The organism is Rhizobium sp. Leaf371 (genome assembly GCF_001424045.1).
In the GTDB taxonomy this organism is placed as follows: Bacteria; Pseudomonadota; Alphaproteobacteria; order Rhizobiales; family Rhizobiaceae; genus Ferranicluibacter.
In genome coordinates, this window is record NZ_LMQB01000027.1 from 341,252 (window position 1) to 366,081 (window position 24,830).

Consider the following 24,830-nt stretch of genomic DNA (forward strand, 5'->3'; position numbering starts at 1 on the left):
TTTTAGTCATATATTTCGATCAAGGCTTTCTATCCGCGACTGGCCCCGTCCCGGTGCCGTTTCTGCCGCGCCGATCCGCCGACGGTCAACGAAAGTGGCTTGCGAGCGAAACCGAAATCCCGCACGTTCCGGCGCAACGCGCTTCGGAGTTTTCATGGCATCCAAGACCATCGATCATGCGATCACGGCCCCGTCGCTGAAGAGCGCTGCATCGGATCCGACCCATGCGGGGATCCTGTCCTTCATGCGGCGGAAATATAGCAAGCGTCTGGCGGGGGCCGATGTCGTGGTCTGGGGCATTCCGTTCGATGCGGCGACGTCCAACCGGCCGGGCGCCCGCTTCGGGCCGCAGGCGATCCGCAGGGCGTCGGCCATCTTCGACAATGATCCGCAATATCCGTTCCAGCGCGACCTGTTTGCCGAGATGGCGGTGATCGATGCCGGCGATTGCCTGCTCGATTACGGGCATCACGCGAAGACGCCGGCGACGATCGCGCGGGAGGCGGCACGGATCCTCAAATCGGTGCCCTATCTGCTGACGCTCGGCGGCGACCATTTCGTCACGCTGCCGCTCCTGCGCGCACACGCCGCACAGCATGGGCCGCTCGCCCTCGTCCAGTTCGATGCGCATCAGGATACCTGGCCCGACGCGGAGGGTCGGATCGATCACGGCTCTTTCGTGGGCCGGGCCGTGCGCGAGGGGCTGATCGATCCCGCCCGCTCCATCCAGGTCGGCATCCGCACCCATGCGCCGGAGGATTTCGGCATTCGCATTCTCTATGGCGATGCGGTCGAGGAGATGAGCGCCTCGGCCATCGCCGACGACATTCTCGCCCACACCCAGGGTGCCGCCGCCTATCTCACCGTCGATATCGACTGCCTCGATCCGGCCTATGCTCCGGGCACGGGCACGCCGGTTTCAGGCGGATTGTCGAGCGCCAAGCTCCTCTCGGTGCTGCGCAAGCTTGCGCCTCTCGACATTCGCGGCTCCGACGTCGTCGAGGTCGCGCCGGCCTATGACCATGCCGACATCACCGCCATTGCTGCATCCACCGTCGCGATGTATATGCTCGGCCTGCGTGCGGAGCGGCTTGCCACTGGGCGATGATGCTTTCCAGCAGCGGTCGCCGCACTGTTATCAAACGGAATCAAGGGCGTGAGAGACTGAGTCCGGCGCACGCCCCAACCTCTTGAACCGACGGGACAAAGACATGACGGCTAAGATCTTCATCGATGGCGAACACGGCACAACGGGACTGCAGATCCGCGCCCGCATGGCCGACCGCAAGGATGTCGAGCTCCTGTCCATCCCGGAGGCCGAGCGGCGCAATGCGTCCCTGCGCGAAGACCTTCTGAACAGCGCCGACATCGCCATTCTCTGCCTGCCCGACGATGCGTCGAAGCAGGCCGTCTCCATGCTGTCCGGCAACAACGCCGTGCGCATCATCGATACCTCCACCGCCTACCGCGTCGCGCCGGACTGGGCCTATGGCTTTGCCGAAATGGATGCCGCCCAGGCCGACAAGATCCGCGCCGCGCGCCTCGTCGCCAATCCCGGCTGCTACCCCACCGGCGCCATCGGTCTCGTGCGGCCGCTGCGCCAGGCAGGCATCCTGCCGGAGAGCTATCCGGTCAGCGTCAATGCCATTTCCGGCTACACCGGCGGCGGCAAGCAGATGATCGCCCAGATCGAGGACCCCGCAAACCCCGATCCGATCACCTCGCCGGGCTTCCTCTACGGCCTGCCGCTCAAGCACAAGCATGTCGCCGAGATGAAGATCCACGGCATGCTCGGGCGCACGCCGCTGTTCGCCCCCTCGGTCGGCAAGTTCCCGCAAGGCATGATCGTGCAGGTGCCGCTGTTCCTCGAAGAGGTCGGCAACGGCGCGACGCTGGAAAGCATCCATGGCGCGCTCGTTGCGCATTATGCCGGCCAGTCCGTGGTCGAGGTCGTGCCGCTGGAGGTGAGCGCCGCATTGCCGCGCGTCGATGCCGTAGAACTGGCCGGCACGGACCGCATGAAGCTCTTCGTCTTCGGAACGCCCGGCGGCGAGCATGTCAACCTCGTGGCGCTGCTCGACAATCTCGGCAAGGGTGCCTCCGGCGCCGCCGTCCAGAACATGGACCTGATGCTGTCGGCCTGAGCCGGGCACCCTGTCGCTTCAACGACACATCGCCTCGGCGCCCTTGCGGCACCGGGGCGTTTTCCTGTCCGGCCGGCGGGATCTTTGGACGGTCTCAGCCGCGCACGACGTCCGTTTCCAGCGGATATGCGCCGAAGAAGCCGCGGAAGTGGGCTATGGCGAAGCCCAGCACGACGAGCGCGCCGCCCTGGTGCGCGACACCCCAGCCGATCGGGACCTGCAGCAGCAGCGTCATGATGCCGATCGATGCCTGGACCAGCACCAGAGCGGCGAGAACGACGGCCCGCCTGGCATGGGTCGATCGCGGGGCCAGGCGCAGGTTTGCGATCATGTGCCCGAGGACCATCGCCAGCAGGAGATAGGCGCCGCAGCGGTGCACGAACTGGACCGTCTTCGGGTTCTCGAACAGGTTCAGCCAGGCCGGGCTCTGAAGGAAGAGGTCGCCCGGGATCAGGGCGCCGTCCATCAGCGGCCAGGTGTTGTAGCTCAGGCCCGCATCGAGCCCGGCGACCAGCGCGCCGAGATAAATCTGCACCAGCGCCATGAAGGCGATCGCGCCGGCGACCACATAGGAATAGCGCGTCGGCGGCGCGGCGTCCCGATGCGGCGTCAGGCCGCGCAGGATCCACAGACAGGCCGAGAAGATCAGACAGGCGATGATCAGATGGGTCGCCAGCCGGTACTGGCTGACATCCGTACGGTTGACGAGGCCCGAGGAGACCATCCACCAGCCGACGAAGCCCTGGAAGCCGCCGAGCGCCAGAATGCCGAGAAGCGGCAGCTTCTGCCGCCGCTCGATCCGGCCCGTCGCCCAGAAGACGGCGAGCGGCAGGGCGAAGATGACGCCGATCGAACGGGCGAGCGCCCGGTGCGCCCATTCCCACCAGAAGATAGTCTTGAAGCCGTCGATCGTCATGTCGCTGTTCATCTGCGCATATTGCGGGATCTGCTTGTAGAGCGTGAACTCCTCTTCCCACTCGGCTTGCGACAGAGGCGGGACGACGCCGTGGATCGGCTTCCATTCGGTGATGGACAGTCCCGATTCGGTGAGGCGCGTCGCACCGCCGACGAGCACCAGCGCAAACAGCGCGAAGACGACGACGCCGAGCCAGATGCGGATCTGCCGGCGGTGGCGGCTTGCGATATCGATGTCCCGCGTCGTTTCCTGCGTCATCATGGGGTTGGCACTGGTCATCGCACTGCTCCGTTCGCCTGCTGGCGGTCGCCGGGGACACGAAGGAAGAGATGTCCGCGGGGTCAGCGTTGATTTGCATCAGTCGGGCAGGCATGACAAGGAGTGCCTTTGCGGCATGCGGTCGCGGGCGATGCGTGTCCTGTCGTCCGGGCCCGGAAGAAGCAGCGGTTGGAGAGTTCGAAACAATGCCGGTACGCCTTCGCAAACTGATCGGGATGATCCTCCTCCTCGTGCTCGTCATTTCCTATGCGATCGTCGCCACCGTGATCGCCGAAGTCCGGCTCGGTGCCTCCCCCTGGTGGGTGCATCTCCTCTATTTCTTCTTCAGCGGCCTTCTCTGGGTGCTGCCGGCCATGCTCATCATCAAATGGATGGAAAAGCCCGGCAAGCGGTGAGACGATCGGGCGATGCTGAAGGGACTGGGACCACGCCGTTGAAGATCGCCGTCATCGCAGACATCCACGGCAATGCCGGAGCCCTCGAGGCGGTGCTGGCCGACATCGATGCGCAGGGCATCCGCACGATCGTCAATCTCGGCGACGCCCTCAGCGGCCCGATCGATCCTGCCCGCACGGCCGATCTTCTGATGGCGCGCGCGATCGTCTCGATCCGCGGCAACCACGATCGCGCCCTGCTGGCGGTGTCCCCCGGCGCCATGATCGCGACCGACCGCTTCACCCATGCGGCCCTATCGGATCGCCATTTCGCCTGGCTCGAAACCCTCCCGCCGACGAAGCGGCTGCCCGATCACGGGCTCTTCCTCTGCCACGGCACGCCGGAGAGCGACCTCACCTACTGGCTGGAGGAGGTCTCGCCGCAGGGTCTCGTGCATCGGGCCGCGGCTGCGCGCATCGCGCGGTTTGCGGCCGGCATCGAGGAACCCCTCCTCCTCTGCGGCCACACGCATATCCCGCGCCTCGTCACGCTCACCGATGCACGCATGGTCCTCAACCCCGGAAGCATCGGCTGCCCGGCCTATGCGGACGACGCACCGGTGCCGCACCGGGTGGAGACCGGAACGCCGCGCGCGTCCTATGCGGTGATCGACCGCGCCGCGGACGGCAGCCTCGACATCGCCTTCCGGCTGGTCGCCTACGACCATGCCGGCGCCGCGGCCCTGGCGGACGCGAACGGTCGCCCGGACTGGGCACGGGCTCTGGCCACCGGCTGGATGTAACGTTTCCGCACATTTTAACCTGTCGATAACCCCGTCTGCGAATATCGCCGGGGAGCCGGGCGAATCCACGCAGCCTTAAGTGAACATCAGACGCTTTACAGGCTAGATGCCGCCAACGTGTTTCAGACGGAGGGCTCATTCGCGATGAATGCCCAGATCAGCGCCTACTCCCTCGACGCACCGCGCGCCGCCCCCTATGGGCCGGTCGATCGCCGCCGCATGACGGGCGACAAGACCAACGTCGTCCTGCCGCCGGATCTCGTCGTCTCGGTGCATGTCGCGCTGTCGGCGCTGGAAGAGGACTGGCGCCTGCTGGAGGCGTCGAACCGCGTCTCGATGCATCAGAGCTACGACTGGTGCGCCAGCTGGCTCTCGACCCATGTCGAGCGTCCGCTGCTGGTGCGCGGCCGGCTCGGCGATCGCACGATCTTCATCCTGCCGCTCGAACTGATCCGCAACGGCCTGTTCCGCACGGCGCGCCTCATCGCCTCGCCGCACAGCAACATCAATACGGGGCTCTTTGCCGAGGATCTCGGCGGCCTGTCGCGCGAGCAGTTCGCCGCCGGCGTCATGGCCGGCCTCAGCGCCAAGCTCGCCGATGTCGCCGACATCGTCACGCTCGACAAGCTGCCGCTCGAATGGCGCGGCGAAGGTCACCCGCTCGCGGCGCTGCCCTCGATCCGGCATCAGAATTCCTCCTACCAGCTGCCGCTTTTCCCCGATTTCTCCGCCACGCTCGCACAGATCAATGCGAAGCGGCGGCGCAAGAAATTCCGCGTCTCCGAGCGGCGGATGGAGAGCTATGGAGGCTACGACTACATCGTCGGCGAGAGCCTCGACGAGCGTCGGGCGATCCTCGACGTCTTCCTGATCCAGAAGGCGGCGCGGTTCGAAGCGCTGGGGCTGCCCAACGTCTTCCGGGATGCCGCGACCCAGGCGTTCCTGCGCGCCGCGGTCTCGTGCACCGGTACGGCCGAGAACCATCCGCTGGCGCTCCACGCGCTGCGCCTGCGCGGCGATGGCGACAGTCGGATCGTGGCCGTCGCCGGCGTATCGCGCAAAGGCGACCACTTGATCTGCCAGTTCGGATCGATCGATGAAACGCTGGCTGCGGATGCCAGCCCCGGCGAACTCCTGTTTCACAGGATCATCGAGCGCGCCTGCGGCGACGGTGTCGCGCTGTTCGATTTCGGCATCGGCGACCAGCTCTACAAGCGGTCGTGGTGCACGATCGAGACGCCGCTCTACGACATTGTCGTGCCGCTGACGCTGCGCGGCCGGATCGCGGCCGGCGTCCACCGCGTCCTCGTCCGGCTCAAGCGCGCCATCAAGGCGAACCGTCAGGCCTATGGCCTGGTGCAGCGGCTTCGCCAGAAACATCAGGGCAAGGCAGCGCCAGAATCCGGCGCGTCCGACACGTCCGACGCGGACTAAAGCCGCGTCTCGGCAGCCTCAGGCGGCGCGGCGGCCCGGCTCCGGCAATGGCGTGTTCGCGACGGGGCGGTCTGCAAGGCTCGCCTCCATGATCTGGATGCGGTCGTAACCGGCTTCGGCGAATTCCGTGATGATCTCGACCATGTCCTCGGCCGACACCGCGGGCACCGAGAAGATGATCTCGATATCGCCGACACGCGCAAGGCGCGAGACCGCGGCCGCATCCGCATCCGCACAATCGACCAGAACGAGATCATAGGCGTCGGTCAGGGCCTCGATGATCGCCTGCAGGCGGTCGATGTCCTGCATGGCGAGCGCCGGGTCGGCCGTGCCGCTCGGGACGATATGCGCATCCGAACCGCGATCGGCATGAAGGGCGTCCGCAAAAGGGATATCCTGCGCCAGAAGATTGGTGATGCCCGGAAGCCCGGCCGACATCGCCATCTGGCCCGTCGGGCAGCCCGATGCCGTGAGATCGATCAGCACGACGCGCCGCCCCTCCTCCGCGACCATCCGCGCAAGCGCCACCGTCTGGGCGGAGCCGGCATCGCCCGTCGGCGAGACGACGAAGGCGAGCGGCACCTGATCGAGGATCAGTGCGGCCGCGACGTTTTCCACGAAGAAGCCGTCGAGCGGCACCTCGGCCTCGGGGTGTTGCTCCTCACGATCCTCCTCAGCGGGAATGGCCGCGGCCGAAGCGACCGCAAGGTCGGGGCCGGCGGCGGCCGGACGTGTGATCTCGCGCCCGCTTTCGCCCGGCGCCGGCTTCTGCCGAAAGCTCCAGGCGCGCTTGGGCGCGGGAGCTGGCGGCAGTGGCGTCGGGGGGACCGGCTGCGTGGCGACGGCGAGCGGCACCGGAACGGGTGCGCCGACCGGACGCAAAGCGCGACCGCTGAACAGCTCCTGCAGCAGGATGACGACGCAGCTCAGCAGGAAAGCGGCCAAGCCGGCGACGATGGTGATCGGCAGGATTTTTGGAAAACTCGCTTCCGTCGGCGCGACGGCGCTGGAGATCACGCGCGCGTCGGCCGGAGCCGCACTCGCGCCGGTGCGCGAGCTCGCCTCGCGATAGCGCGAAAGATAGGTTTCCAGAAGCTGGCGCTGCGCGGCAGCCTCGCGTTCCAGCGCGCGCAGCCCCACCTCGTCCTCGCCGGCCTTGGCGGAGGAGGCCTTCAGCGTATTCATCTGTTGGGTCAGCTGGCGCTCGCGCAGTTCGCCGACCTTCGCCTCGTTTTCGAGGCTCGCCAGAATCTTCTGCGTCTCTTCGCGGATCTGCGCGCGGATGCCCGTCAGCTGCGAACGCAGCGCCTTGATGCGCGGATGGCCTTCGAGCAGCGTGGTCGAGAGGTCGGCGATCTGGTTCTGGATCTGCGATTCGGATTCTTTCAGCCGCTGGATCATGGCCGAGCCGACCACCTCGTTCAGCGTGTCGGCGCCGCGGCCGCTGGACAGAGCGGCGCGGACGTTTTCTGCTCGCGCCTCCGCCGTCGCCCGCTCTCCCCGCACGCGGGCAAGTTCCGTCGAGATGTCGGTCAACTGGCGGGTGGCGAACGTGCCGGTGTCGCCGGAGGGCAAAAGGTCGGCGCTGGAGCGATAGTCCGCGATCTTCGCCTCGGCCGCCCGAACCTTTTCGCGCAGGTTGGCGATCTCGGGCTCCAGCCAGCGGCTGGCCTCGGTGTTGGAATCGAGCTTCGCCCCGGCCTTCAGCGACAGATAGATCTTCGCCATCTCGTTTGGAATGGCGGCGGCGAGCGCGCGGTCCTTGGAGGTGAACTGGATGCCGATGACCCGCGATTTCTCGACCTGATAGACCTGCAGCTTTTCCTGGAATTCCTTCAGCACCCGTTCCTCGGGCGGCATGTCGAGCGGATTGCGCTTGAGGCCGAGCATGACGAGAATGTCGGAGATGGCGGAGGGATCGGCCGTCGGATCGAACTCCTTCAGCTCGTGCAGGCGCATGTTGCGCGCCACCTGCTTGATGAGATCGACGGAGCGCAGCAGCTGGACTTCGCTCGAAATCCCCGGCTCGTCGAAGGATGTCGCGCTCGCAGCAGACGGCTGCAGGGTCATCGAGCTGAATTCCGGCTCGCGCGGCTCGATCAGAAGGCGCGCCTCGCTGTCGTAGCGCGGCGAGATCATGTGGGCTGCGGTAAAGGCAAGCGCCGCGACGGCCACCGTGGTCAGGAGCACCCGTGTCCGGCGACGCCAGATCGCCCGGAACAGACCGCCGAGATCGATATCAACATCCTGTTGATTGCCGCTAAAGCCTGACATCCACGCACCTGCACCCGAGCCCTGTTGGCGGCCACGGTAAACAAAGATGGTAACCCGAGCGTTAACGCCGCGCGCCAAGGCCTTGGGCCACATTACTTTAGCACTCCCGGAAACGTTACCGTCCCGGGCACGCCTTTACCGGCTGTTAACCCTAACAGATCGATAACACCCTTACGTTCATCCTTGAAACGCGAGAATCGCATGACCTTCGCACGATTGAAGTCAGGTCTGGCCTTGGGTATCGCCCTGCTGTCGGTGACGATGGCGGGCTGCAGCAGCTACGAGCCTGCGCCCCGGGCGTTCAGCGAAGCCACCATCCAGCCCTACCGGCTGGACAGCGGCGACCGCCTGCGCATCAGCGTGTTCGAGCAGGCCGGCCTGACCGGCTCCTATACCGTCGATCAGGCCGGCTACGTCGCCTTCCCGCTGATCGGTTCGGTTCCCTCGCGCGGCCATACGCTGAGCGAGATGGAGACCATGATCGCGCAAAAGCTGCGCGCCGGATATCTGCGCGATCCCGACGTGACGATCGAGGTCGATCGCTATCGCTCGGTGTTCATCATGGGCGAGGTCGGACAGTCGGGCCAGTATTCCTATGTGCCGGGCATGACGGTGCAGAACGCCATCGCCGTTGCCGGAGGCTTCTCGCAGCGTGCCAACCAGAGAACGGTGGACGTGACGCGCAAGATCAACGGACGCATCGTCACCGGACGGGTGTCGATCTCCGATCCGATCATGGCGGGCGACACCGTCTATGTCCGCGAACGGCTGTTCTGACATCATGCAGCCAGATCCCGTGCAGCCAGATCCCATCCTGCCAGAGCCCTTCCAGTCAGAGCCCGTGCAGCAAGAGCCCTTTCAGCCAGAGCCCGTCCAGGCGAAACCGGCGTCCCAGACCCCTCTCCCGGCCGAGCCCCGGACGCAAGGCGGGCCGCTGCGGATCATCCATTGTTTCCGCTCGCCGGTCGGCGGCATCTTCCGGCATGTCCGCGATCTCGCGGCGGCCCATGCGGCCGCGGGCCATCAGGTCGGCATTCTCTGCGACAGCACGACCGGTGGCCCGCACGAGGAGCGGCTGTTCGAGGAGATCCATCCGCATCTGGCGCTCGGTCTCGTGCGCCTGCCGATCCGCCGCTCCATCGGCCCTTCGGACGCCAAGGCGCTGTGGACGAGCTACAAGGAGCTACGGCAGCTCGCGCCCGACATCCTCCATGGTCACGGTGCCAAGGGCGGTGCCCTCGCCCGCATGATCGGCACGGTCCTGCGCGTCAACGGCTCGCCCGTTGCCCGCCTCTATTCGCCGCATGGCGGCAGTCTTCATTTCGACCGGCGCACGTGGAAGGGCAAAGGCATCCTGGCGCTGGAACGCTTCCAGGAGCAGGCGACGGACGCGCTCGTCTTCGTCTGCAACTACGAGCGCGCCACCTACGAGGCGAAGGTCGGCCGCCCGCAGCCGCTGGCCGAAACGATCTATAACGGTGTCGAGGACGGCGAATTCCTGCCCGTCGAGCCGGCGCCGGACGCGGTGGATTTCCTCTATATCGGCATGCTGCGCGACATGAAGGGCCCCGACATCTTCATCGACGCGCTGGGCCGCACGGAGCGGCTCGCCGGCCGTCCGCTCAGCGCCATGATGATCGGCGACGGGCCGCAGCAGCAGGACTATCTGCGCATGAAGCTTCAGCGCGGGCTCGGCCGGCGCATCGGCATGCAGCCCGCCATGCCGGCGCGCGCGGCCTTTGCAAGCGCCCGCTTCGTCGTCGTTCCCTCGCGGGCGGAGTCCATGCCCTATATCGTGCTGGAGGCCGTGGCCGCCGGACGCCCCGTCATCGCCGCCCGCGTCGGCGGCATGCCGGAAATCCTCGGAATCGACAGCGCGGCGCTGGCCGAGCCCAACGACGCGCAGTCGCTCGCCAACATCATGCACCGCGCGCTCACCGAAGAAGGCTGGGCCCGCCGCACCATGCCCGAGCCCGAGCGCTTCAAGGCCACCTTCTCCTCGGCCACCATGGCCGCCGCGATGATGCGCCTCTACCGCCGGCTGGTGGCCGACGCGAAAAGCTGAGCGACGCGCGCCTCCGGCAGCCATGCCAACGGAGATGCGTCGTTTTTCCCGCACAGATCGTTGAATTGGCTGCGCAAATTTCCTTAACCCATTTGCCAACCGGTTGCATTGTGGTCGGCCCTGTAAACGTTTCTTAGCGCCTCCCTGCTATGTCTTTGCGAGCCAATGGCAGGATGGGCAGCGTCATGAACCAGATCGAGAAGCCGGAAACCTTCGACCCCGAGGCCTTGCGCCGGCAGATCTCCGAGATCCGGACGATCGCACGCGACGAGGTGCGGCCGGTCGAGGAGCGCCGCGAGCTCAATCCGCTGGCGCGACGGATCGCGGCCCAGTTCCGCGCCGATACCTATTCGCCCGCCATGGTGCTCGGCTGCCTGCGGCTGTTCGAATTCGCCGCCCTGTTCGTCATCGGCTACATCATCACCGGCCTCTATGTGGCCCCCGCCTTCGATCGCTGGGTGCAGTATTGCGCGATGCTTGCGGCCAGCTCGGCAATGGCGGTGGTTTTCCTGCAGTTTTCCGACGGCTACCAGATCCCCACGCTGCGCTCGGTGTCCCGCGCGCTGCCGCGCCTGCTCGGCGCCTGGACGCTCGCCTTCGGCGCCATCACCATCATCATGTTCTTCCTGAAGACCGGCGAGAGTTTCTCGCGCCTCTCCTTCGGCATCTGGTTCCTCGCCGGCGCGGCCTTCCTCCTGGTCGAGCGCGCCTTCATCGCCTTTTCCATCCGGCGCTGGGCGCGCAACGGCATGATGGAGCGCCGCGTCGTCATCGTCGGCGGCGGCCAGCCCGCCAAGGATCTCATCCGCGTCCTGGAGCAGCAGACCGACAACGACATCCGAATCTGCGGCATCTTCGACGATCGCGACGAGCGCCGCTCGCCCAACATCATCGCCGGCTATCCCAAGCTGGGCACCTTTTCCGAACTCGTGGATTTCGCCCGTCTCGCCCGCATCGACATGCTGATCATCGCGCTGCCGCTGTCGGCCGAGCGGCGCATTCTCGATCTCCTGCGCAAGCTCTGGATCCTGCCGGTGGATATCCGGCTCGCCGCCCACGCCGCCAATCTCCGCTTCCGCCCGCGCAGCTATTCGCATCTCGGCCAGGTGCCGATGCTCGACATCTTCGACAAGCCCATCGCCGACTGGGACTCGGTCGCCAAGCGCATCTTCGACGTCGTCTTCAGCATCGTCGCGCTCGTGCTCCTCTGGCCGGTCTTCATCGGCGCCGCGCTCGCCGTCAAGCTCAGCTCGCCCGGCCCGATCCTCTTCAAGCAGCTGCGCCACGGCTTCAACAATGAGCCGATCGAGGTCTACAAGTTCCGCTCGATGTACACGAATATGAGCGACCCCAGCGCGCGCAATGCGGTGACCAAGGGCGATCCGCGCGTCACCCGCGTCGGCCGCTTCCTGCGGAAATCCTCGATCGACGAGCTGCCGCAGATCTTCAACGTGCTGCGCGGACAGCTCTCGCTGGTCGGTCCCCGCCCCCATGCCGTCGCGGCGCAGACCGCCGACCGGAACTACAGCGATGTCGTCGAGGGCTATTTCGCCCGCCACCGCGTCAAGCCCGGCGTCACCGGCTGGGCGCAGATCAATGGCTGGCGCGGCGAGATCGACAATGACGAGAAGATCCGCTTCCGCACCGCCTTCGACCTGCACTATATCGAGAACTGGTCGCTCTGGTTCGACCTGAAGATCCTCTTCCTCACGCCGATCCGGCTTCTCAACACGGAAAACGCCTATTGAGCGCGATCGTCGCCCCCTCCGGCGTGGACCGGCCGCAGCTCGCGGCGGTCGGGCTTCTCGGCTCGGCGGCGGTGGCCTTCGGCGTGTTTCTCCAGGGCTTCGTCATGGTGGAGCCCTCCCCGCACGAGCTTTTCGTGGCCGCGCTCATCGGCATCTGGGCGTTCTGCGGCCTGCGCCTCTCGCGGTTCACCGCGCCGCTCTTCACGCTGCTCGTGCTCTTCATGATCGGCGGCATGTTGTCGCTGACGATGATGGACGATCTCGACGTCGCGCCGATGTACATGGCGGTCTCCGGCTTCCTCGCGATCACCTCCATCTTCTACGCCGCCATCATCGAGGCACGCCACGAGCGGCTGAAGCTGATGTTCCAGGCCTGGGTCTGGGCCGGCGTCTGCACGTCCAGCCTCGGCATTCTCGGCTATTTCGGGCTCATCCCCGGCGGCGAGGCCTTTACCCGCTATGATCGCGCCATGGGCGCCTTTCAGGATCCGAACGTCTTCGGTCCCTTTCTGGTCGCCCCCTCGCTCTATCTCATCCACGGCGTGCTCAAGGGCCGCCTGATCGACCTGCCGCTGCGCACGCTCGGCATCCTCGTCATGGCGCTCGGCCTGTTCCTGTCGTTTTCGCGCGCCGCCTGGGGGCTCTATCTGTTCTCGGCCTGCATGCTCGTCTTCATCCTGCTGCTAAAGGAGCGCACCGGCGCGTTCCGGCTCAAGATCCTCGTCATCGCGCTTGCCGGCGTGGTCTTCATGGTGGCCTCGCTGGTGGTCGCCCTGCAGATCCCCCAGGTCGCCGATCTGTTTTCCAGCCGCACGCAGCTCGTGCAGGATTATGACGGCGGCCATCTCGGCCGCTTCGAACGCCACCGCTTCGGCTTCCTCTTGTCCATGGAACGGCCGCTCGGCATCGGCCCGATGATGTTTTCCAAGATCTTTCCGGAAGACGAGCACAATGTCTGGCTCAAGTCCCTGACCTCCTATGGCTGGCTCGGCTTCGTCTCCTATGTGACGCTGATCGTCTGGACGCTGTCGATCGGCTTCCGCTTCCTGCTGCTCGACCGGCCGTGGCAGCCCTATCTGATGATCGCCTCGATCGTGCTGCTCGGACATGCCGGTATCGGAAATGTGATCGATACGGACCATTGGCGCCATTTCTATCTGCTCCTCGGGATCATCTGGGGTTGCGGCGCGCTCGAATACCGCTACAGCAGACGGTCGCAGGCACCGGGCCTGCAGAAGACGACGTCAGAAGGCGCAGCGGCCTGACACGCCACCGCGATCGAACATCATGACCACGCCGACCTCGAGCGAACCGAATGCGATCCAGGCGACCGACGCGTCTTCTCCCGACGCTTCCGTGCCCGAAGCTTCCGTGCCAGGAGCTTCCGTGACAGACGCCGATCGCGCCTCCCTGTCGATCCTGCAGGTGCTGGAGCCGTCCGGCGGCGGATCCGGCCGGCATTTCCTCGATCTCTGCCACGGCCTGTCGCGGCGCGGACATCGCGTCGAGGCGGTGTTTTCGCCGGTGCGGGCCGAGGAAAGCTTCGTGCGCGAGCTGAAATCGCTCGGGCTGCCCGCCATCCACAAGGTGGCGATGACCCGTTCGCCCGGCCGCGCCGACATCGCCGCCTGGAAGAAGCTGAACCGCATCATCTCCCGCGGCGGCTTCGACATCGTCCATGGCCACAGTTCCAAGGCCGGCGCGCTCGGCCGCCTGCGCCTGCCCGGCCGGCACGTGCCGCGCATCTATACGCCGCATGCCTTCCGCACGATGGATCCGACGCTCGGTGCCTCCGGCCGCAGGCTGTTCGGCTCGATCGAGAGCTTTCTCGGCCGGTTCTTCACCGACCACCTGATCTGCGTCTCGGACGACGAATTCCAGCATGCCCTCTCGCTCGGCATTCCCGAGAAACGCATGTCGGTCATCGTCAACGGCGTCGCGCAGCCGGTCAAGGACATGGCGCTGACGGTGCGGGCGAGCTTCGGCATCACGCCGGAGACCTTCGTCTTCGGCTATGTCGGCCGGCTGTCGCACCAGAAGGCGCCCGAGCGCCTGATCGAGGCGTTTCGCCATGCGGCGTCGAAGCTGCCGGAGGCGCATCTCATCATGGTCGGCTATGGCGAGCAGGACGCACAGATGCGTGCGGCGATCGCCGCGAGCGGCCTGCAGAGCCGCATCCATCTCACCTCCGCCTTCTCCGGCCCGCAGGCCATTCCCGCCTTCGACTGCCTCGTCATGCCGAGCCGCTACGAGGCCATGTCCTATGTGATGCTGGAGGCGGCGGCCGCCGGCCGGCCGATCGTGACCACCGCGATCGGCGGCGCGACGACCGCCGTCGAGGACGGCGTGACCGGCATCATCGTGCCCAATGACGGCGACGCCACCCGGCTTGCAAGCGCCATGGTCACCCTTGCCGAGCCCGCCGCCTATCAGGCCTTTCGCGCCGCGGCCGAGCATGCCCGCGCGCGCTTTGCCATCGATGTGATGATCGACAAGACCGAGGCCGTCTACCGGACGGTCCGTTCCCGCCGCTAGATCGATCTATCGCCGGAATCACTTGCCGGACATGCAAAAGCGCCTGCCGGAGGTCCGACAGGCGCTTTCTCGTTTCAAGCGGCAGGCCGCAAGGTCGCCTTGAGATCAATAGGGCGAATTGCAGATCCGGCGCGGGCCGTTATAGGGCTGGTAGCTGTTGTCATAGGCGCGATAGGACCGGTAGCGGGCCTGGCACCAGGCGATATGCGAATTTCCGCCATAGACCCGGCGATAGCCCGGTGCCGCATAGCGTGGCTGGCTGAGCGCGCCGCCGATGATCGCCCCGGCAGCAAGACCGCCCAGGGCAAGACCCAGGCCCCGATCGCGGCGGTAATAGCGGTCGCGATAGCGCCGATCGTAGCGGTAGCCCCGGTCGCCGCGCCAGTCGCCGCGGCGATATTCTCCGCGCCGGCCGCGCCAGTCTCCGCGATCCCAGCCCCCGCGCCCGTGGCGGCGGATGATGTAGCGGTCGCGCACCTGCTGGACATCGGTGCTGGTCTGCACCGGCTCGACTTTCGGCAGCGGCATGGCGCTGACCGGCCCGATCCCGGAAAAGGCGGTCACGAGCGATACGAATGCGATGATGAGCTTTTTCATGGTGTCTCCTTCCGTGAAAGAAGAATTAGGACGCGCGCGGCCGGAGGCAATATCCAGCCCACGCTCCGGGCATCACGATAGCGCGACTGCGGGGCATCCCAGCGCAACCAACCGGCCCATCCACCATTTTCTCGATCCCCCTCCATTTTCCCCTTGCACCTGCAAGCCTGAGAATATAGGCCTTCCCTCGGAACGGAATGTAGCGCAGCCCGGTAGCGCACTTGACTGGGGGTCAAGGGGTCGTCGGTTCGAATCCGGCCATTCCGACCATTTTTAAGGGGTTCCCCACCCCGCCTTCGGCTCTGGTCACTGTCCGGGCCCCGCCAGATGGCGTCGTGCGCTTCTCCTCATCGTCAAGCATCGCATCGCCGAACGGTTGCGTTCTTTCGGACGCAGGACAGGCATAGGCAAAATGTGGGAGCGCGGCGAAGCGGCTTTGCCCGACGCTCGCCCTGTAAAGTTCATTTAAACCGACCGGCACCCGAGCCGCCCGGCATATTCCCGAATTGCACTTTGCCGATGACCGCGAGGACAGAGCGCAAGGATACGATCGCCGATTTCCTGGACGGTCTCGATCGCATCGACCTGCGCGGCCTTTCGACTTTCGACAGCTTCGACGCGTTGATGAGCGGAACCGCCGCCCACGACGTCCCCGGCGGCGGCGCCAAAGGCGACCAGCTGATCGTCAAGGGCATCTCCCTGCAGGACCTTTCTGCCTCCGACTTTCTCTTTTGACGCTTGCCGACGGGATACCGATCCGCCGCCCCTACCCGAATGATCGGTTCACCCTAGGTTCATCCCTTGCCGTCTAATAGTAAGACTTACTTAGCAAGGATGACCCCATGACCAAGTTTACCCAGGTTCTCGGCGCTGCTGCCGTCGCCGCCGTTCTCGGCCTCACGAGCTTCACGACCGCGTCTGCCGCGCCGATCGCGCTCGCGCCCGTACAGCTGACGACCGATGCGCAGGCGGTTCAGTACCGTCATCGCGACGACCGTCCCCGGTGGATCAAGCGTCACGATCGTCGCCACGAGCGCCGCATGGAACGTCGCGACGAGCGTCGTGGCTACTGGCGCGGTCACCGCGGCTATCGCGAGGCGCGTCGTGGCTATCGCCGCCACAGCGACGGCTATTACTACGCACCGGAAGTCTTCCGTCTCGTCATTCGATAAGCCCGAAACCGGCCGTCGCCCTGCAAAGGGCGGCGGCTTTTCTCTGCCTCGCCATCGCGCCTCGGCCGATGCACCGTCCGCTCTCACCTCATGTCGGACGGGACGATGAACCCGCGGCCCTCCTCCCCGGCCGCTTATGAGCGTGGGATATCGCCGAGATGGCGGCGCCTCCACGGCTGCGCATGCTTTTCGTCAGACGCGCACAGGACCCTCTCCGTCGTTCTCCTGTTCGGCGCCCTTGAGAAGGAGACAGACATGCAGACGCTATTTCTTCACCTGCGCAAGGGCGACGTGACCGTCCGCGATGCGGAGGGACAGGATTTCGAGACGATCCTTGCGGCAAAGGATGCAGCGGCCGGTTCGCTCCGGGAGATCAGCGCCGAACAGCTGATTGCCAACCAGCGTCTGCTGATCGATTCCATCGAGATCCGCGACGCGCAGGATCGACTGCTGGCGACCGTGAACACGGACGAGACCATCCTGCCTCTTCTTCCCTGGCGCCTGCAAAAAGCCTGACGACAGCGCCCCGGCACAAGCTCATGGCTGCGACCGGCCCAAGCCTTCCGCGTTTGGCAGGCTTTCGAACGAAGGTTGCTGCCCGCATCAATGGCAATTGCTAACGTAAGCGCCATCGTCTAAGTTATGGCAAAATACCGATCTACATTTCTTGACATTTTTTCTGACTTCGCTTGCACGCGCGAGCGCTTGTTTCCTTTCGATACAGTTTCGAACCGCATCCGATGCAGCGACTGTTCTCTTTACAAGCAGATCGCGCACGAACTTTGCCGCCTTGCGACGAAAATTCGAGCGTTCGAAGGTGAATGACTGTCTATTTTTTCAAGAATATCACCATAGGGGAGGATCATCATGGGGCAGATCAGCAGCAATACGACGAAAACCGTGAACGGCGTCACCAATTTCTCGATCGGGAGCGATGCCTATAGCTGGGCCAACGGCTTCTATAACGTGTCGGTCTACTCCGACAACGTGGTGACCGCGACGTTCAATCTGTCGGGAAGCGATTGGGGGTTCGGGCTTCTCAGCGTTCTCGGCCGCACGAAGGTCGTCATCAACGACAGCGCCACCGGCGGCAATCGCTATATCGGCATCGTCGATCTTGCCAATGAGGGCGGCAATGTCGTGACCCTCAACAAGACGTCCGTCGATATGTTCAAAGGCAGTTCCGGCACCGACAAGATCACCACGGGCGCGGTCTATGTCGGCACGATCGCCCTTCAAGGTGGCGATGATGCGGTGATCACCGGCAAGGGATATGTCGAGATCATCGATGTGGGCAGCGGCAGGAACACGGTCCAGATCTCGGCGGGCGGAGACGGCGTCGGCTACATCCGATCGGGTCAGGATGCCGACCGGGTCACCACGCTCGGCGAAACGGAAGTGGGCATCATTTCGACCGGCAGCGGAGCCGACCGGATCGTGACCTCCGGCTATTCGGATTTCATCGATTCCGGCCGCGGCAAGGACGTCGTCTCGCTCGGTGCCGGTGGCGCGCAATTGGTCAATCTGGGCCGGGATGCGGACACCGTCATCGTCCACGCGACCGACAGCTTCGTCACGATCGATGGCGGCGGAAACGTCTCTACGGCTGCGGATCTCGACAGCGATACTGTGGACTTCAGCGCACTCGTCGCACGGATCGATGTGAACCTCCTGAACGATGGAGGCGTCGTCCAGACCGGGGAAGGTTACTTCACGCTGATCAATATCGAGAACGTGATCGGCAGCGGCAACAACGACACGCTGTTCGGCTCGAACGAGGTCAACATCTTCATTGGCAATGCCGGAAACGACCGGCTGTTCGGCGGTTTGGGTGCGGACGATCTCACCGGCGGCGCTGGTGCCGACCGCTTCCTGTTCGAATCCGTGAAGGACTCGACGGTGGCCACGGCCGGCCGCGATACGATCTTCGATTTCTCTGGAACGGCGGGAGATCGCATCGACCTCTCGGTGATTGATGCCAGTTCGCTCCTGTCGGGCAATCAGGCGTTCAAGTTCATCGGTACGGCCGCCTTTACGGGGCAAGCCGGAGACCTGCGCTATGTGAAGCAGGCGTCGGACACCTATATCTATGGCGACGTCAACGGCGACAAGACGGCCGATTTCGCCATCCATCTGGACGATGCCGTCACCCTGTCGAAGGATTTCTTCATCCTCTGAGGGCCTATTCTCCGAGGGCCCTCTTCTCCGTGGGCCCTCTTCTCGGTGGCTAGTCGCGCGCGCGGCACGGGCAAGACAGCAAAACGCCGTCCAGTCGAGGCAGGAATGCCCCGTCTGGACGGCGTTCGTTCGGGTCGCGATTACGGCGTCGGGCAGGCTGCGCCGGAGGCGGTCGTCGTGGCGCCGGGTGCGCAGGGCTGATCGCCGGTCATCGGCGCGGTTCCCGTCGGTGCAGCACCGCTGCCGGCGCTTGTACCGGTCGTGGTGGACATGGCGCCGGTCGCGCCGCCGCTGGCACCCGAGGCCGGCTGGTCGCCCGTCATCGGTGCGGTGCCGGGCGTGGTCGCCTCGGTCGAGCCGGCCGTTCCTGCCGTGCCCGCCGCGCTGCCTGCGGCTGTCGTGTTCGGCTGGTCGCCCGTCATCGGGGCTGCACCGTTCGCAGCACCCGAAGCGCTGGTGCCGGTCTGTGCGACGGCCGTTCCGGCCAGGCTCAGCGCAACCAGCGCTGCGGTCAAATAGGTCTTTACCATGGGTCTCATCTCCTCTTCTTCACCAGGCTTTCTGCCGGCTTGAGGTCAGTTGAACCATGTCGAGGCAACCCTGTTCCCTCCGGCCGGCGCATTCGCCCTGCTCGGAGAGCAACCGTCCGGAAACGGACGGAGAAACGCTGGAGGGAACGTTTTGGCGCATGACTCCGCGCTTAAACACAGCCGGTCCCGATCGGTCACGCGGCTGCGGAGATGAGGGGACATCGGGATACACGCGAAAGGGCGATCGTCGCCTGCCGCATCTCGCCGGCCCCATCTCGCCGGCCCCATCTCGCCTGTCGTGACCACAGGCACGCGCCCTGCCCGCTTTCCCGCACCCCGCCCAAAGGCGGGATCACCGAACCTGGTCGAGCAGCCGCTTGCACTCCAAAAGATCATAGAGCGCTTCCTGCAGCAGCGCGCGGTCCTCCTTGTTGACGGAGGTCTTGCCGACGGACACTTCGGGCATGTCGTCCCCGCCATTGTTGAAGGAGAAGAAGCGGCGGCTGGTCGGCATCTTGGCGCGACCGACGATCTGGTCCTCGTCCGCCATGCCGATCTTCGGCTGCTGCTGTGCCGGTGCCTCGTCATTGCTGGCGGCGGCCAGCGCCTCGACGGTGGCGAGGTCGCCGCTCGCGATCGCCGCGACGAATTTGTTGCCGTTCATCTTCAGGAGTTTTTGCACGCCCTTGATGGTGTAGCCGTGATCGTAGAGCAGGTGGCGGATGCCCTTCAGCAGGTCCACATCCTCGGGCCGGTAATAGCGCCGCCCGCCGCCGCGCTTCATCGGCTTGATCTGGACGAATCGCGTCTCCCAGAATCGCAGCACATGCTGCGGCAGGTCGAGATCGTCGGCGACTTCGCTGATCGTGCGAAACGCATCCGGGCTCTTGTCCATATCGTCCTCAATCACGCCATAGAGGTCACGCCCCACTGCAGGTCGTCACCGGGTGTCGCCACGTCCCGATTCGGGACGACGATGCGCTCTGCGATCCATGATCGCACAATCCGGCTGTCTTTCAACGGCTTAGACGAGGGTTTTCAACCGGAAAAAACAGATGGGCCGGAATGAGCGCCGGAAGGGCACCGGTCCCAGGGCGCTGCCCTGATGCCGACACGGCGCCGAGAAGGCGCCTGCAAGCCGCCGAAATGGCGTCGGCAAGTGCCGCCGGGGGAGCATCAGGGTATCGTCAGGGTGCGGGTGCGGCCGGCTTCTGCTTGGCCTTGCGGGCCAGATGGGCCTTCAGCACGCGCTGCTTCAGCACGTTGGAGGCCTTGAAGGTCATGACGCGGCGCGGCGAAATCGGCACTTCCTCGCCCGTCTTGGGGTTGCGGCCGATCCGCTCGTTCTTGTCGCGCACCTGAAACGTGGCAAAGGAGGACAGCTTGACGCTCTCCCCGCGAACGATGGCGTTGCAGATCTCGTCGATGACCGTTTCGACCAGTTCGGCGGATTCGGTACGCGACAGGCCGACCTTGCGAAAAACAGCCTCGGCGAGGTCTGCTCTCGTTACCGTTTTACCGCTCATGATCCCCCACCGATCTTCTGGAATATCGATTTCGGTGGAAGACTATTGCCGTTGACCACGTGGGTCAAGCGCTTCATTCCTCTGTGCTTTTCATCTACCAGCGAATGAGCACGGAGCCCCAGGTGAAACCGCCGCCCATGGCCTCGAGCAGGACGAGATCGCCTTGCTTGATGCGCCCGTCGGACGCAGCCTCGTTCAGCGCCAGCGGAATGGAGGCGGCAGACGTGTTGCCGTGCAGATCGACCGTGATGACGACCTTCTCCGGGGGGATGCCGAGCTTCTTGGCCGAACCGTCGATGATGCGGCGATTGGCCTGGTGCGGCACCAGCCAGTCGATGTCGTCGGCTGTCGTGCCCGTGGCCTCGAAGGCCTGCTCGATCACGTCGGTGATCATGCCGACCGCATGCTTGAACACCTCGCGGCCTTCCATGCGCAGATGGCCGACCGTGCCCGTGGAGGACGGGCCGCCATCGACGTAGAGCTTTTCCTTGTGGGCGCCGTCGGAGCGCAGATGCGCGGTGAGGATGCCGCGATCCGCCGTCGTGCCGTCGCCCTCGCCCGCCTCCAGGACCACGGCGCCGGCGCCGTCGCCGAAGAGCACGCAGGTCGTGCGGTCGTTCCAGTCGATGATGCGGGAGAAGGTCTCGGCCCCGATGACGAGGACGCGCCGCGCCAGCCCGCCGCGAATATAGGCATCCGCCGTCGCCATCGCATAGACGAAGCCGGAGCAGACCGCCTGCAGGTCGAAGGCCGCACCATGATGCATGCCGAGACGCGCCTGGATGTTGACGGCGCTCGCCGGAAAGGTGTTGTCGGGCGTCGAGGTCGCGAGAATGATGACGTCGATATCGGCCGGCGTCAGGCCGGCACGGTCGAGGGCTGCGCGTGCGGCAGCCTCACCCAGCGACGCCGTCGTCTCGCCGTCGCCGGCGATGTAGCGCTGCCGGATGCCGGTTCGCTGCACGATCCACTCGTCGGTCGTGTCGACTCTGGCTTCTAGGTCACGATTGGTCACCACTTGTTTCGGAAGCGCTGCCCCGAAACCGCGAACCACAGAACGGATCATGTCTTTGTCAAACCTCGCCACCGGCACCCGTCGGCGCCCCTTCGGGAGCCCGGGTCGCGCGGTATTTTTCCAAGTCGGTCTCGATCTTGGCTTTCAAACCATTGCGGACCATGTCGTAGCCGACATCGATCGCCGCTGCAAAACCTTCGGCGTCCGCGCCGCCATGGCTCTTGATCACCACGCCGTTGAGGCCGAGAAACACGCCGCCATTGACCTTGCGCGGGTCCATCTTCTCGCGCAGCCGGTCGAAGGCGCCTTTGGCCAGTATATAGCCGATCTTGGCCAAAAGAGTACGCGACATCGCCGCGCGCAGATATTCCGCGATCTGGCGGGCCGTGCCTTCGGCGGCCTTCAGCGCGATATTGCCGGAAAAGCCTTCGGTCACCACGACGTCGACGGTGCCGCGGCCGATATCGTCGCCTTCCACGAAGCCGAAATAGTCGATGCCGTCGAGATTGGCCTCGCGGATCAGCCGGCCGGCTTCCTTCACGTCTTCCTGGCCCTTCATCTCCTCCACGCCGACATTGAGGAGACCGATGGTCGGGCGTTCCATCTCGAACAGCGCGCGGGCCATGGCGCCGCCCATCAGCGCGAAGTCCATGAGCTGCTGGGCGTCGGCGCCGATCGTCGCGCCGACATCCAGAACGATGCTTTCGCCCTTCAGGGTCGGCCAGATCGCCGCGATCGCCGGGCGCTGGATGCCGGCCATGGTGCGCAGGCAGAAGACCGACATCGCCATCAGCGCGCCGGTATTGCCGGCCGACACGATAACATCGGCCTCGTCGCGGTTGATCGCGTCGATCGCCTGCCACATGGAGGCCTTGCCGCGGCCGCGGCGCAGCGCCTGGCTCGGCTTCTCGTCCATGGCGATGGCGAGTTCGCTGGCGTGGAACGTGCTTGCCGCCTTGACCTTGGGATACTTCTCCAGGATCGGCAGGCAATCGGCCTCCAGACCGTAAAGCACGAATCGGATGTCGGGATGCCGCTCGAGCGCCTTGGCCGCGCCGGGGATGATGACCTGCGGACCATGATCGCCGCCCATCAGATCGAGGGAAATTCTGACCACGTGTTTCCTATCCTGCTGTCCGTTTCGTGCCCGCCTGCCCCGCGCGCGGCGGAACGCGCCGGCGATCGCTCATGGCGACACGGACTGGTCCTTAACCGTTCGCGCGGCAGAATGCGAGCCGGTCGCGCCATTCCCGCGGCCGGATTTCGTTAAAATGCCCGTTTTTCCCATAAGTCATACCTGAACCGCCCCTGAACGGGAGAAGACTCGCGTCGATTCAGTCCTTCTTCCAGTCCTTCAGGGCTGCGAACGGGTTCGGACGCTTGTCGTCCTTCTCGGTACTTTCGATATGGCCGGGAAAAGCCGCCCCCGGCTTTTTCGGATAGGGGTCGATCGCCATCGCCGCATGCTCGGCCACTGTCTGGCCGATGTCGATCGTGTCGCCGACGAAGATGTCGGGCGCATCCGGACCATCGGGATCGAGCACCATCTCGGCCGTCTCCGCCGTCAGGGCGCGGGCGAGCTTGGAGCCGTCCGGCACGAAGGTCGCCTCAACCGGTTCGTCGAGATGGCTTTCCACCGGCTCCAGCGTCACCACGCATTCCTGCACCAGATCGGCCATGACCCGGCCTTTGACCCGCACGCCGTCCTTTTTCCAGCGGGCGATCTGCAGCTCCGCCTTCAGGCTGCGGACCTCCGTCACGTTCCACTGCCGGGCAAGTGCGGCAAGCGCCGCCGCATCCGCTTCGAGCCGCAGGGTCGTCAGGCTGGCCGACAGCGTGCCGACCTTGACCGGATGCGAAAAGGCCGGGGCTTCGGCGGGCTTTGCCCCAGCCTGTCCTTGTGCCTGTACGGGTGTCTCTGCGGGAGGCTTCACGGGTCGTTCCTTTGCATCGCGTCTTTGGCCGTCGCGCGGTCCGGCAGCGCACCGGCATCGGCACTTGCATCAGTACCAGCACCGGGCGGGGGAACGGCAAGCGCTCCCGTCTCCACCGCGTCTTCGCCGCTCGCACTGAGCGCCGCCTCGACGGTCCTCATATAGGCGGCGAGCGCCGCCATCGAGGGCGCGTCCGTCTGCGCCTTCGGGTGAAAATTGCGCCGCAATGCGGCTTCGAGCGCCGGCCCGTCGCCCCGGTCGAGCGCGTCGGAATAGCTTTCGAGCCGGCCGTAGAACATGGAGGCCAGCTTCTTCATGCGCTTGGGCACGCTCACATCGCCGACGCCGAGCTCGCGGATGGAGTGATCGACATCCTCGAAGAAGGCATCGACGATTTCCTGGGCGATCTCCTGCCCGGCCCGGGCCGAGGCGCGCGTGCGGCGGAAGTAGAGAATCAGCACGGCCGAGACCATTTCGAACCGTCCCATGACGGTGTCGGGCACATCCATGCTTTCGTAGAGCACGGGTTGGCGGCCCGCGGCCGTCAGACGCTCATACTGACGGGCGACGATGGCGGCGTTGCCGTTTTTTTTGCCGAACAGCCCGAAAAACATCATTAAGCCCAACTTTCCCCGCTTCAAACACGCTGAAACACCGGGGGCACGCGCATCGTCTTGTTGCATGATCGCGGAAGCTGGTTTACCGAAGCAGGCACGAAAAGCAATGGCGCATCTGCCGGCGTATCTTCAAGGGAGATGTCGTTGACGAGACGTTTTTTCAAGTCCGACATGCGTATTCTGAACCGCACGGGCCTCGCCGTGACGCTCTGCGCGGGCCTTCTGGCCGGCTGCCAGAGCACGAGCGATATGTTCGCCGTGTCCCAGACCTATAATCAGGGCTATGTCGTGGACCAGGAAACCCTGGCCCTCGTGCCGGTCGGCTCCAGCCGCGAGCAGGTCCTGCTCTCGCTCGGCACGCCCTCCACCACGGCGACCTTCGACAACGAGGTGTTCTACTACATCTCCCAGAAGCGCCGCCGCCCGGTCGCCTTCATGAAGCCGAAGCTGATCGACCAGAGCATCCTCGCCGTCTACTTCGACAAGGACGGCACCGTGTCCCAGCTTGCGCACTACACGCAGCAGGACGGCAAGGTGTTCGACATGATTTCCCGCACGACGCCGACCGGCGGCAAGGAGCTCACCTTCCTCAGCCAGCTGCTCAGCGGCAACGGCATCGGCAAGAGCATGGCCCGGTCCGTTCTCTCTTCCGACGTCGGCGGCCGATAGGCCGTCATCGTCCGGTCCCG

Annotated in this window: 24 protein-coding genes, 1 tRNA gene and 1 pseudogene; 16 read left to right on the forward strand and 10 right to left on the reverse strand. The window is 65.2% G+C overall.

Annotation, left to right across the window (positions count from 1 at the left end; genetic code table 11):
* Positions 1 to 154: 154 nt before the first annotated feature.
* The gene (gene speB / locus ASG39_RS19940) at positions 155 to 1,108 is read left to right on the forward strand and encodes an agmatinase (RefSeq protein ID WP_062596674.1); all 954 of its coding nucleotides are present in this window, start codon (positions 155 to 157) and stop codon (positions 1,106 to 1,108) included.
* Between the two features lie 103 nt (positions 1,109 to 1,211).
* Positions 1,212 to 2,144: an N-acetyl-gamma-glutamyl-phosphate reductase gene (argC, locus tag ASG39_RS19945; RefSeq protein WP_062596675.1), complete on the forward strand. Its 933-nt coding sequence runs from the start codon at positions 1,212 to 1,214 to the stop codon at positions 2,142 to 2,144.
* 94 nt (positions 2,145 to 2,238) lie between these two features.
* Here the strand turns inward: argC and ASG39_RS19950 are convergent, their stop codons facing one another.
* Positions 2,239 to 3,321 (reverse strand): COX15/CtaA family protein, encoded by a 1,083-nt coding sequence (locus ASG39_RS19950; RefSeq protein ID WP_244481281.1) that lies wholly within the window; start codon positions 3,319 to 3,321, stop codon positions 2,239 to 2,241.
* A gap of 203 nt (positions 3,322 to 3,524) precedes the next feature.
* On the opposite strand from ASG39_RS19950, the gene ASG39_RS19955 reads away from it, so the two are divergent.
* From ASG39_RS19955 to ASG39_RS19965, 3 genes are all read left to right on the forward strand, one after another.
* The gene (locus ASG39_RS19955; protein WP_062596677.1) at positions 3,525 to 3,734 is read left to right on the forward strand and encodes a DUF2842 domain-containing protein; all 210 of its coding nucleotides are present in this window, start codon (positions 3,525 to 3,527) and stop codon (positions 3,732 to 3,734) included.
* A gap of 38 nt (positions 3,735 to 3,772) precedes the next feature.
* Positions 3,773 to 4,516 (forward strand): metallophosphoesterase family protein, encoded by a 744-nt coding sequence (locus ASG39_RS19960; RefSeq protein ID WP_062596678.1) that lies wholly within the window; start codon positions 3,773 to 3,775, stop codon positions 4,514 to 4,516.
* Positions 4,517 to 4,660: 144 nt separating this feature from the next.
* Positions 4,661 to 5,950, forward strand: a complete 1,290-nt coding sequence (locus ASG39_RS19965; RefSeq protein ID WP_062596679.1) for a GNAT family N-acetyltransferase — start codon at positions 4,661 to 4,663, stop codon at positions 5,948 to 5,950.
* An 18-nt stretch (positions 5,951 to 5,968) separates the two neighbouring features.
* Here ASG39_RS19965 and ASG39_RS19970 read toward each other — a convergent pair whose 3' ends face one another.
* The gene (locus tag ASG39_RS19970) at positions 5,969 to 8,224 is read right to left on the reverse strand and encodes a Wzz/FepE/Etk N-terminal domain-containing protein (protein WP_062596680.1); all 2,256 of its coding nucleotides are present in this window, start codon (positions 8,222 to 8,224) and stop codon (positions 5,969 to 5,971) included.
* Between the two features lie 201 nt (positions 8,225 to 8,425).
* On the opposite strand from ASG39_RS19970, the gene ASG39_RS19975 reads away from it, so the two are divergent.
* The 5 genes from ASG39_RS19975 to ASG39_RS19995 all read left to right on the forward strand — a co-directional run bounded on the left by ASG39_RS19975 (position 8,426) and on the right by ASG39_RS19995 (position 14,572).
* Entirely contained in the window at positions 8,426 to 9,001 is a 576-nt protein-coding gene (locus tag ASG39_RS19975) for a polysaccharide biosynthesis/export family protein (protein ID WP_062596681.1), read from the forward strand.
* A 4-nt stretch (positions 9,002 to 9,005) separates the two neighbouring features.
* On the forward strand, positions 9,006 to 10,289 hold the full coding sequence (locus tag ASG39_RS19980) for a glycosyltransferase family 4 protein (RefSeq protein WP_082477390.1): 1,284 nt from the start codon (positions 9,006 to 9,008) through the stop codon (positions 10,287 to 10,289).
* 185 nt (positions 10,290 to 10,474) lie between these two features.
* Positions 10,475 to 12,037, forward strand: coding sequence for an undecaprenyl-phosphate glucose phosphotransferase (locus tag ASG39_RS19985; RefSeq protein ID WP_062596682.1), 1,563 nt, complete (start codon positions 10,475 to 10,477; stop codon positions 12,035 to 12,037).
* Positions 12,034 to 13,302, forward strand: coding sequence for an O-antigen ligase family protein (locus tag ASG39_RS19990; RefSeq protein ID WP_062596683.1), 1,269 nt, complete (start codon positions 12,034 to 12,036; stop codon positions 13,300 to 13,302). Before ASG39_RS19985 ends, ASG39_RS19990 begins: the two co-directional genes overlap by 4 nt.
* A gap of 121 nt (positions 13,303 to 13,423) precedes the next feature.
* Positions 13,424 to 14,572: a glycosyltransferase gene (locus tag ASG39_RS19995; protein WP_244481276.1), complete on the forward strand. Its 1,149-nt coding sequence runs from the start codon at positions 13,424 to 13,426 to the stop codon at positions 14,570 to 14,572.
* A 105-nt stretch (positions 14,573 to 14,677) separates the two neighbouring features.
* On the opposite strand, the gene ASG39_RS20000 is transcribed toward ASG39_RS19995, so the two are convergent.
* On the reverse strand, positions 14,678 to 15,169 hold the full coding sequence (locus tag ASG39_RS20000; protein WP_062596684.1) for a BA14K family protein: 492 nt from the start codon (positions 15,167 to 15,169) through the stop codon (positions 14,678 to 14,680).
* Between the two features lie 193 nt (positions 15,170 to 15,362).
* Here ASG39_RS20000 and ASG39_RS20005 point away from each other — a divergent pair.
* The 5 genes from ASG39_RS20005 to ASG39_RS24595 all read left to right on the forward strand — a co-directional run bounded on the left by ASG39_RS20005 (position 15,363) and on the right by ASG39_RS24595 (position 18,519).
* Positions 15,363 to 15,439, forward strand: a tRNA-Pro gene (locus tag ASG39_RS20005).
* A 249-nt stretch (positions 15,440 to 15,688) separates the two neighbouring features.
* Positions 15,689 to 15,904 carry a hypothetical protein gene (locus ASG39_RS20010; RefSeq protein ID WP_062596685.1) on the forward strand — a complete coding sequence of 72 codons (216 nt, stop codon included), beginning with the start codon at positions 15,689 to 15,691 and terminating at the stop codon, positions 15,902 to 15,904.
* 107 nt (positions 15,905 to 16,011) lie between these two features.
* A complete protein-coding gene (locus ASG39_RS20015; RefSeq protein WP_062596686.1) occupies positions 16,012 to 16,341 on the forward strand; it encodes a hypothetical protein in 330 nt (109 codons plus the stop codon).
* A 255-nt stretch (positions 16,342 to 16,596) separates the two neighbouring features.
* On the forward strand, positions 16,597 to 16,857 hold the full coding sequence (locus tag ASG39_RS20020) for a hypothetical protein (protein ID WP_062596687.1): 261 nt from the start codon (positions 16,597 to 16,599) through the stop codon (positions 16,855 to 16,857).
* 351 nt (positions 16,858 to 17,208) lie between these two features.
* Positions 17,209 to 18,519, forward strand: coding sequence for a hypothetical protein (locus ASG39_RS24595; RefSeq protein ID WP_062596688.1), 1,311 nt, complete (start codon positions 17,209 to 17,211; stop codon positions 18,517 to 18,519).
* A 140-nt stretch (positions 18,520 to 18,659) separates the two neighbouring features.
* Here ASG39_RS24595 and ASG39_RS20030 read toward each other — a convergent pair whose 3' ends face one another.
* From ASG39_RS20030 to ASG39_RS20060, 7 genes and pseudogenes are all read right to left on the reverse strand, one after another.
* Positions 18,660 to 19,049, reverse strand: a complete 390-nt coding sequence (locus ASG39_RS20030; RefSeq protein ID WP_062596689.1) for a hypothetical protein — start codon at positions 19,047 to 19,049, stop codon at positions 18,660 to 18,662.
* Between the two features lie 352 nt (positions 19,050 to 19,401).
* Entirely contained in the window at positions 19,402 to 19,944 is a 543-nt protein-coding gene (locus tag ASG39_RS20035) for a MerR family transcriptional regulator (protein WP_062596690.1), read from the reverse strand.
* A 292-nt stretch (positions 19,945 to 20,236) separates the two neighbouring features.
* On the reverse strand, positions 20,237 to 20,575 hold the full coding sequence (locus ASG39_RS20040) for an integration host factor subunit alpha (protein ID WP_062468629.1): 339 nt from the start codon (positions 20,573 to 20,575) through the stop codon (positions 20,237 to 20,239).
* 94 nt (positions 20,576 to 20,669) lie between these two features.
* The gene (locus ASG39_RS20045; protein ID WP_062596691.1) at positions 20,670 to 21,641 is read right to left on the reverse strand and encodes a beta-ketoacyl-ACP synthase III; all 972 of its coding nucleotides are present in this window, start codon (positions 21,639 to 21,641) and stop codon (positions 20,670 to 20,672) included.
* A gap of 7 nt (positions 21,642 to 21,648) precedes the next feature.
* Entirely contained in the window at positions 21,649 to 22,707 is a 1,059-nt protein-coding gene (gene plsX / locus ASG39_RS20050; protein WP_082477382.1) for a phosphate acyltransferase PlsX, read from the reverse strand.
* A 217-nt stretch (positions 22,708 to 22,924) separates the two neighbouring features.
* Entirely contained in the window at positions 22,925 to 23,425 is a 501-nt protein-coding gene (locus ASG39_RS20055) for a DUF177 domain-containing protein (protein ID WP_062596750.1), read from the reverse strand.
* A gap of 179 nt (positions 23,426 to 23,604) precedes the next feature.
* Positions 23,605 to 24,138: pseudogene (locus ASG39_RS20060) on the reverse strand (ubiquinol-cytochrome C chaperone family protein); the annotation flags it as partial.
* Positions 24,139 to 24,285: 147 nt separating this feature from the next.
* Between ASG39_RS20060 and ASG39_RS20065 the strand changes: the two are divergent.
* Positions 24,286 to 24,810, forward strand: a complete 525-nt coding sequence (locus ASG39_RS20065; RefSeq protein WP_132533525.1) for an outer membrane protein assembly factor BamE — start codon at positions 24,286 to 24,288, stop codon at positions 24,808 to 24,810.
* Positions 24,811 to 24,830: the final 20 nt, after the last annotated feature.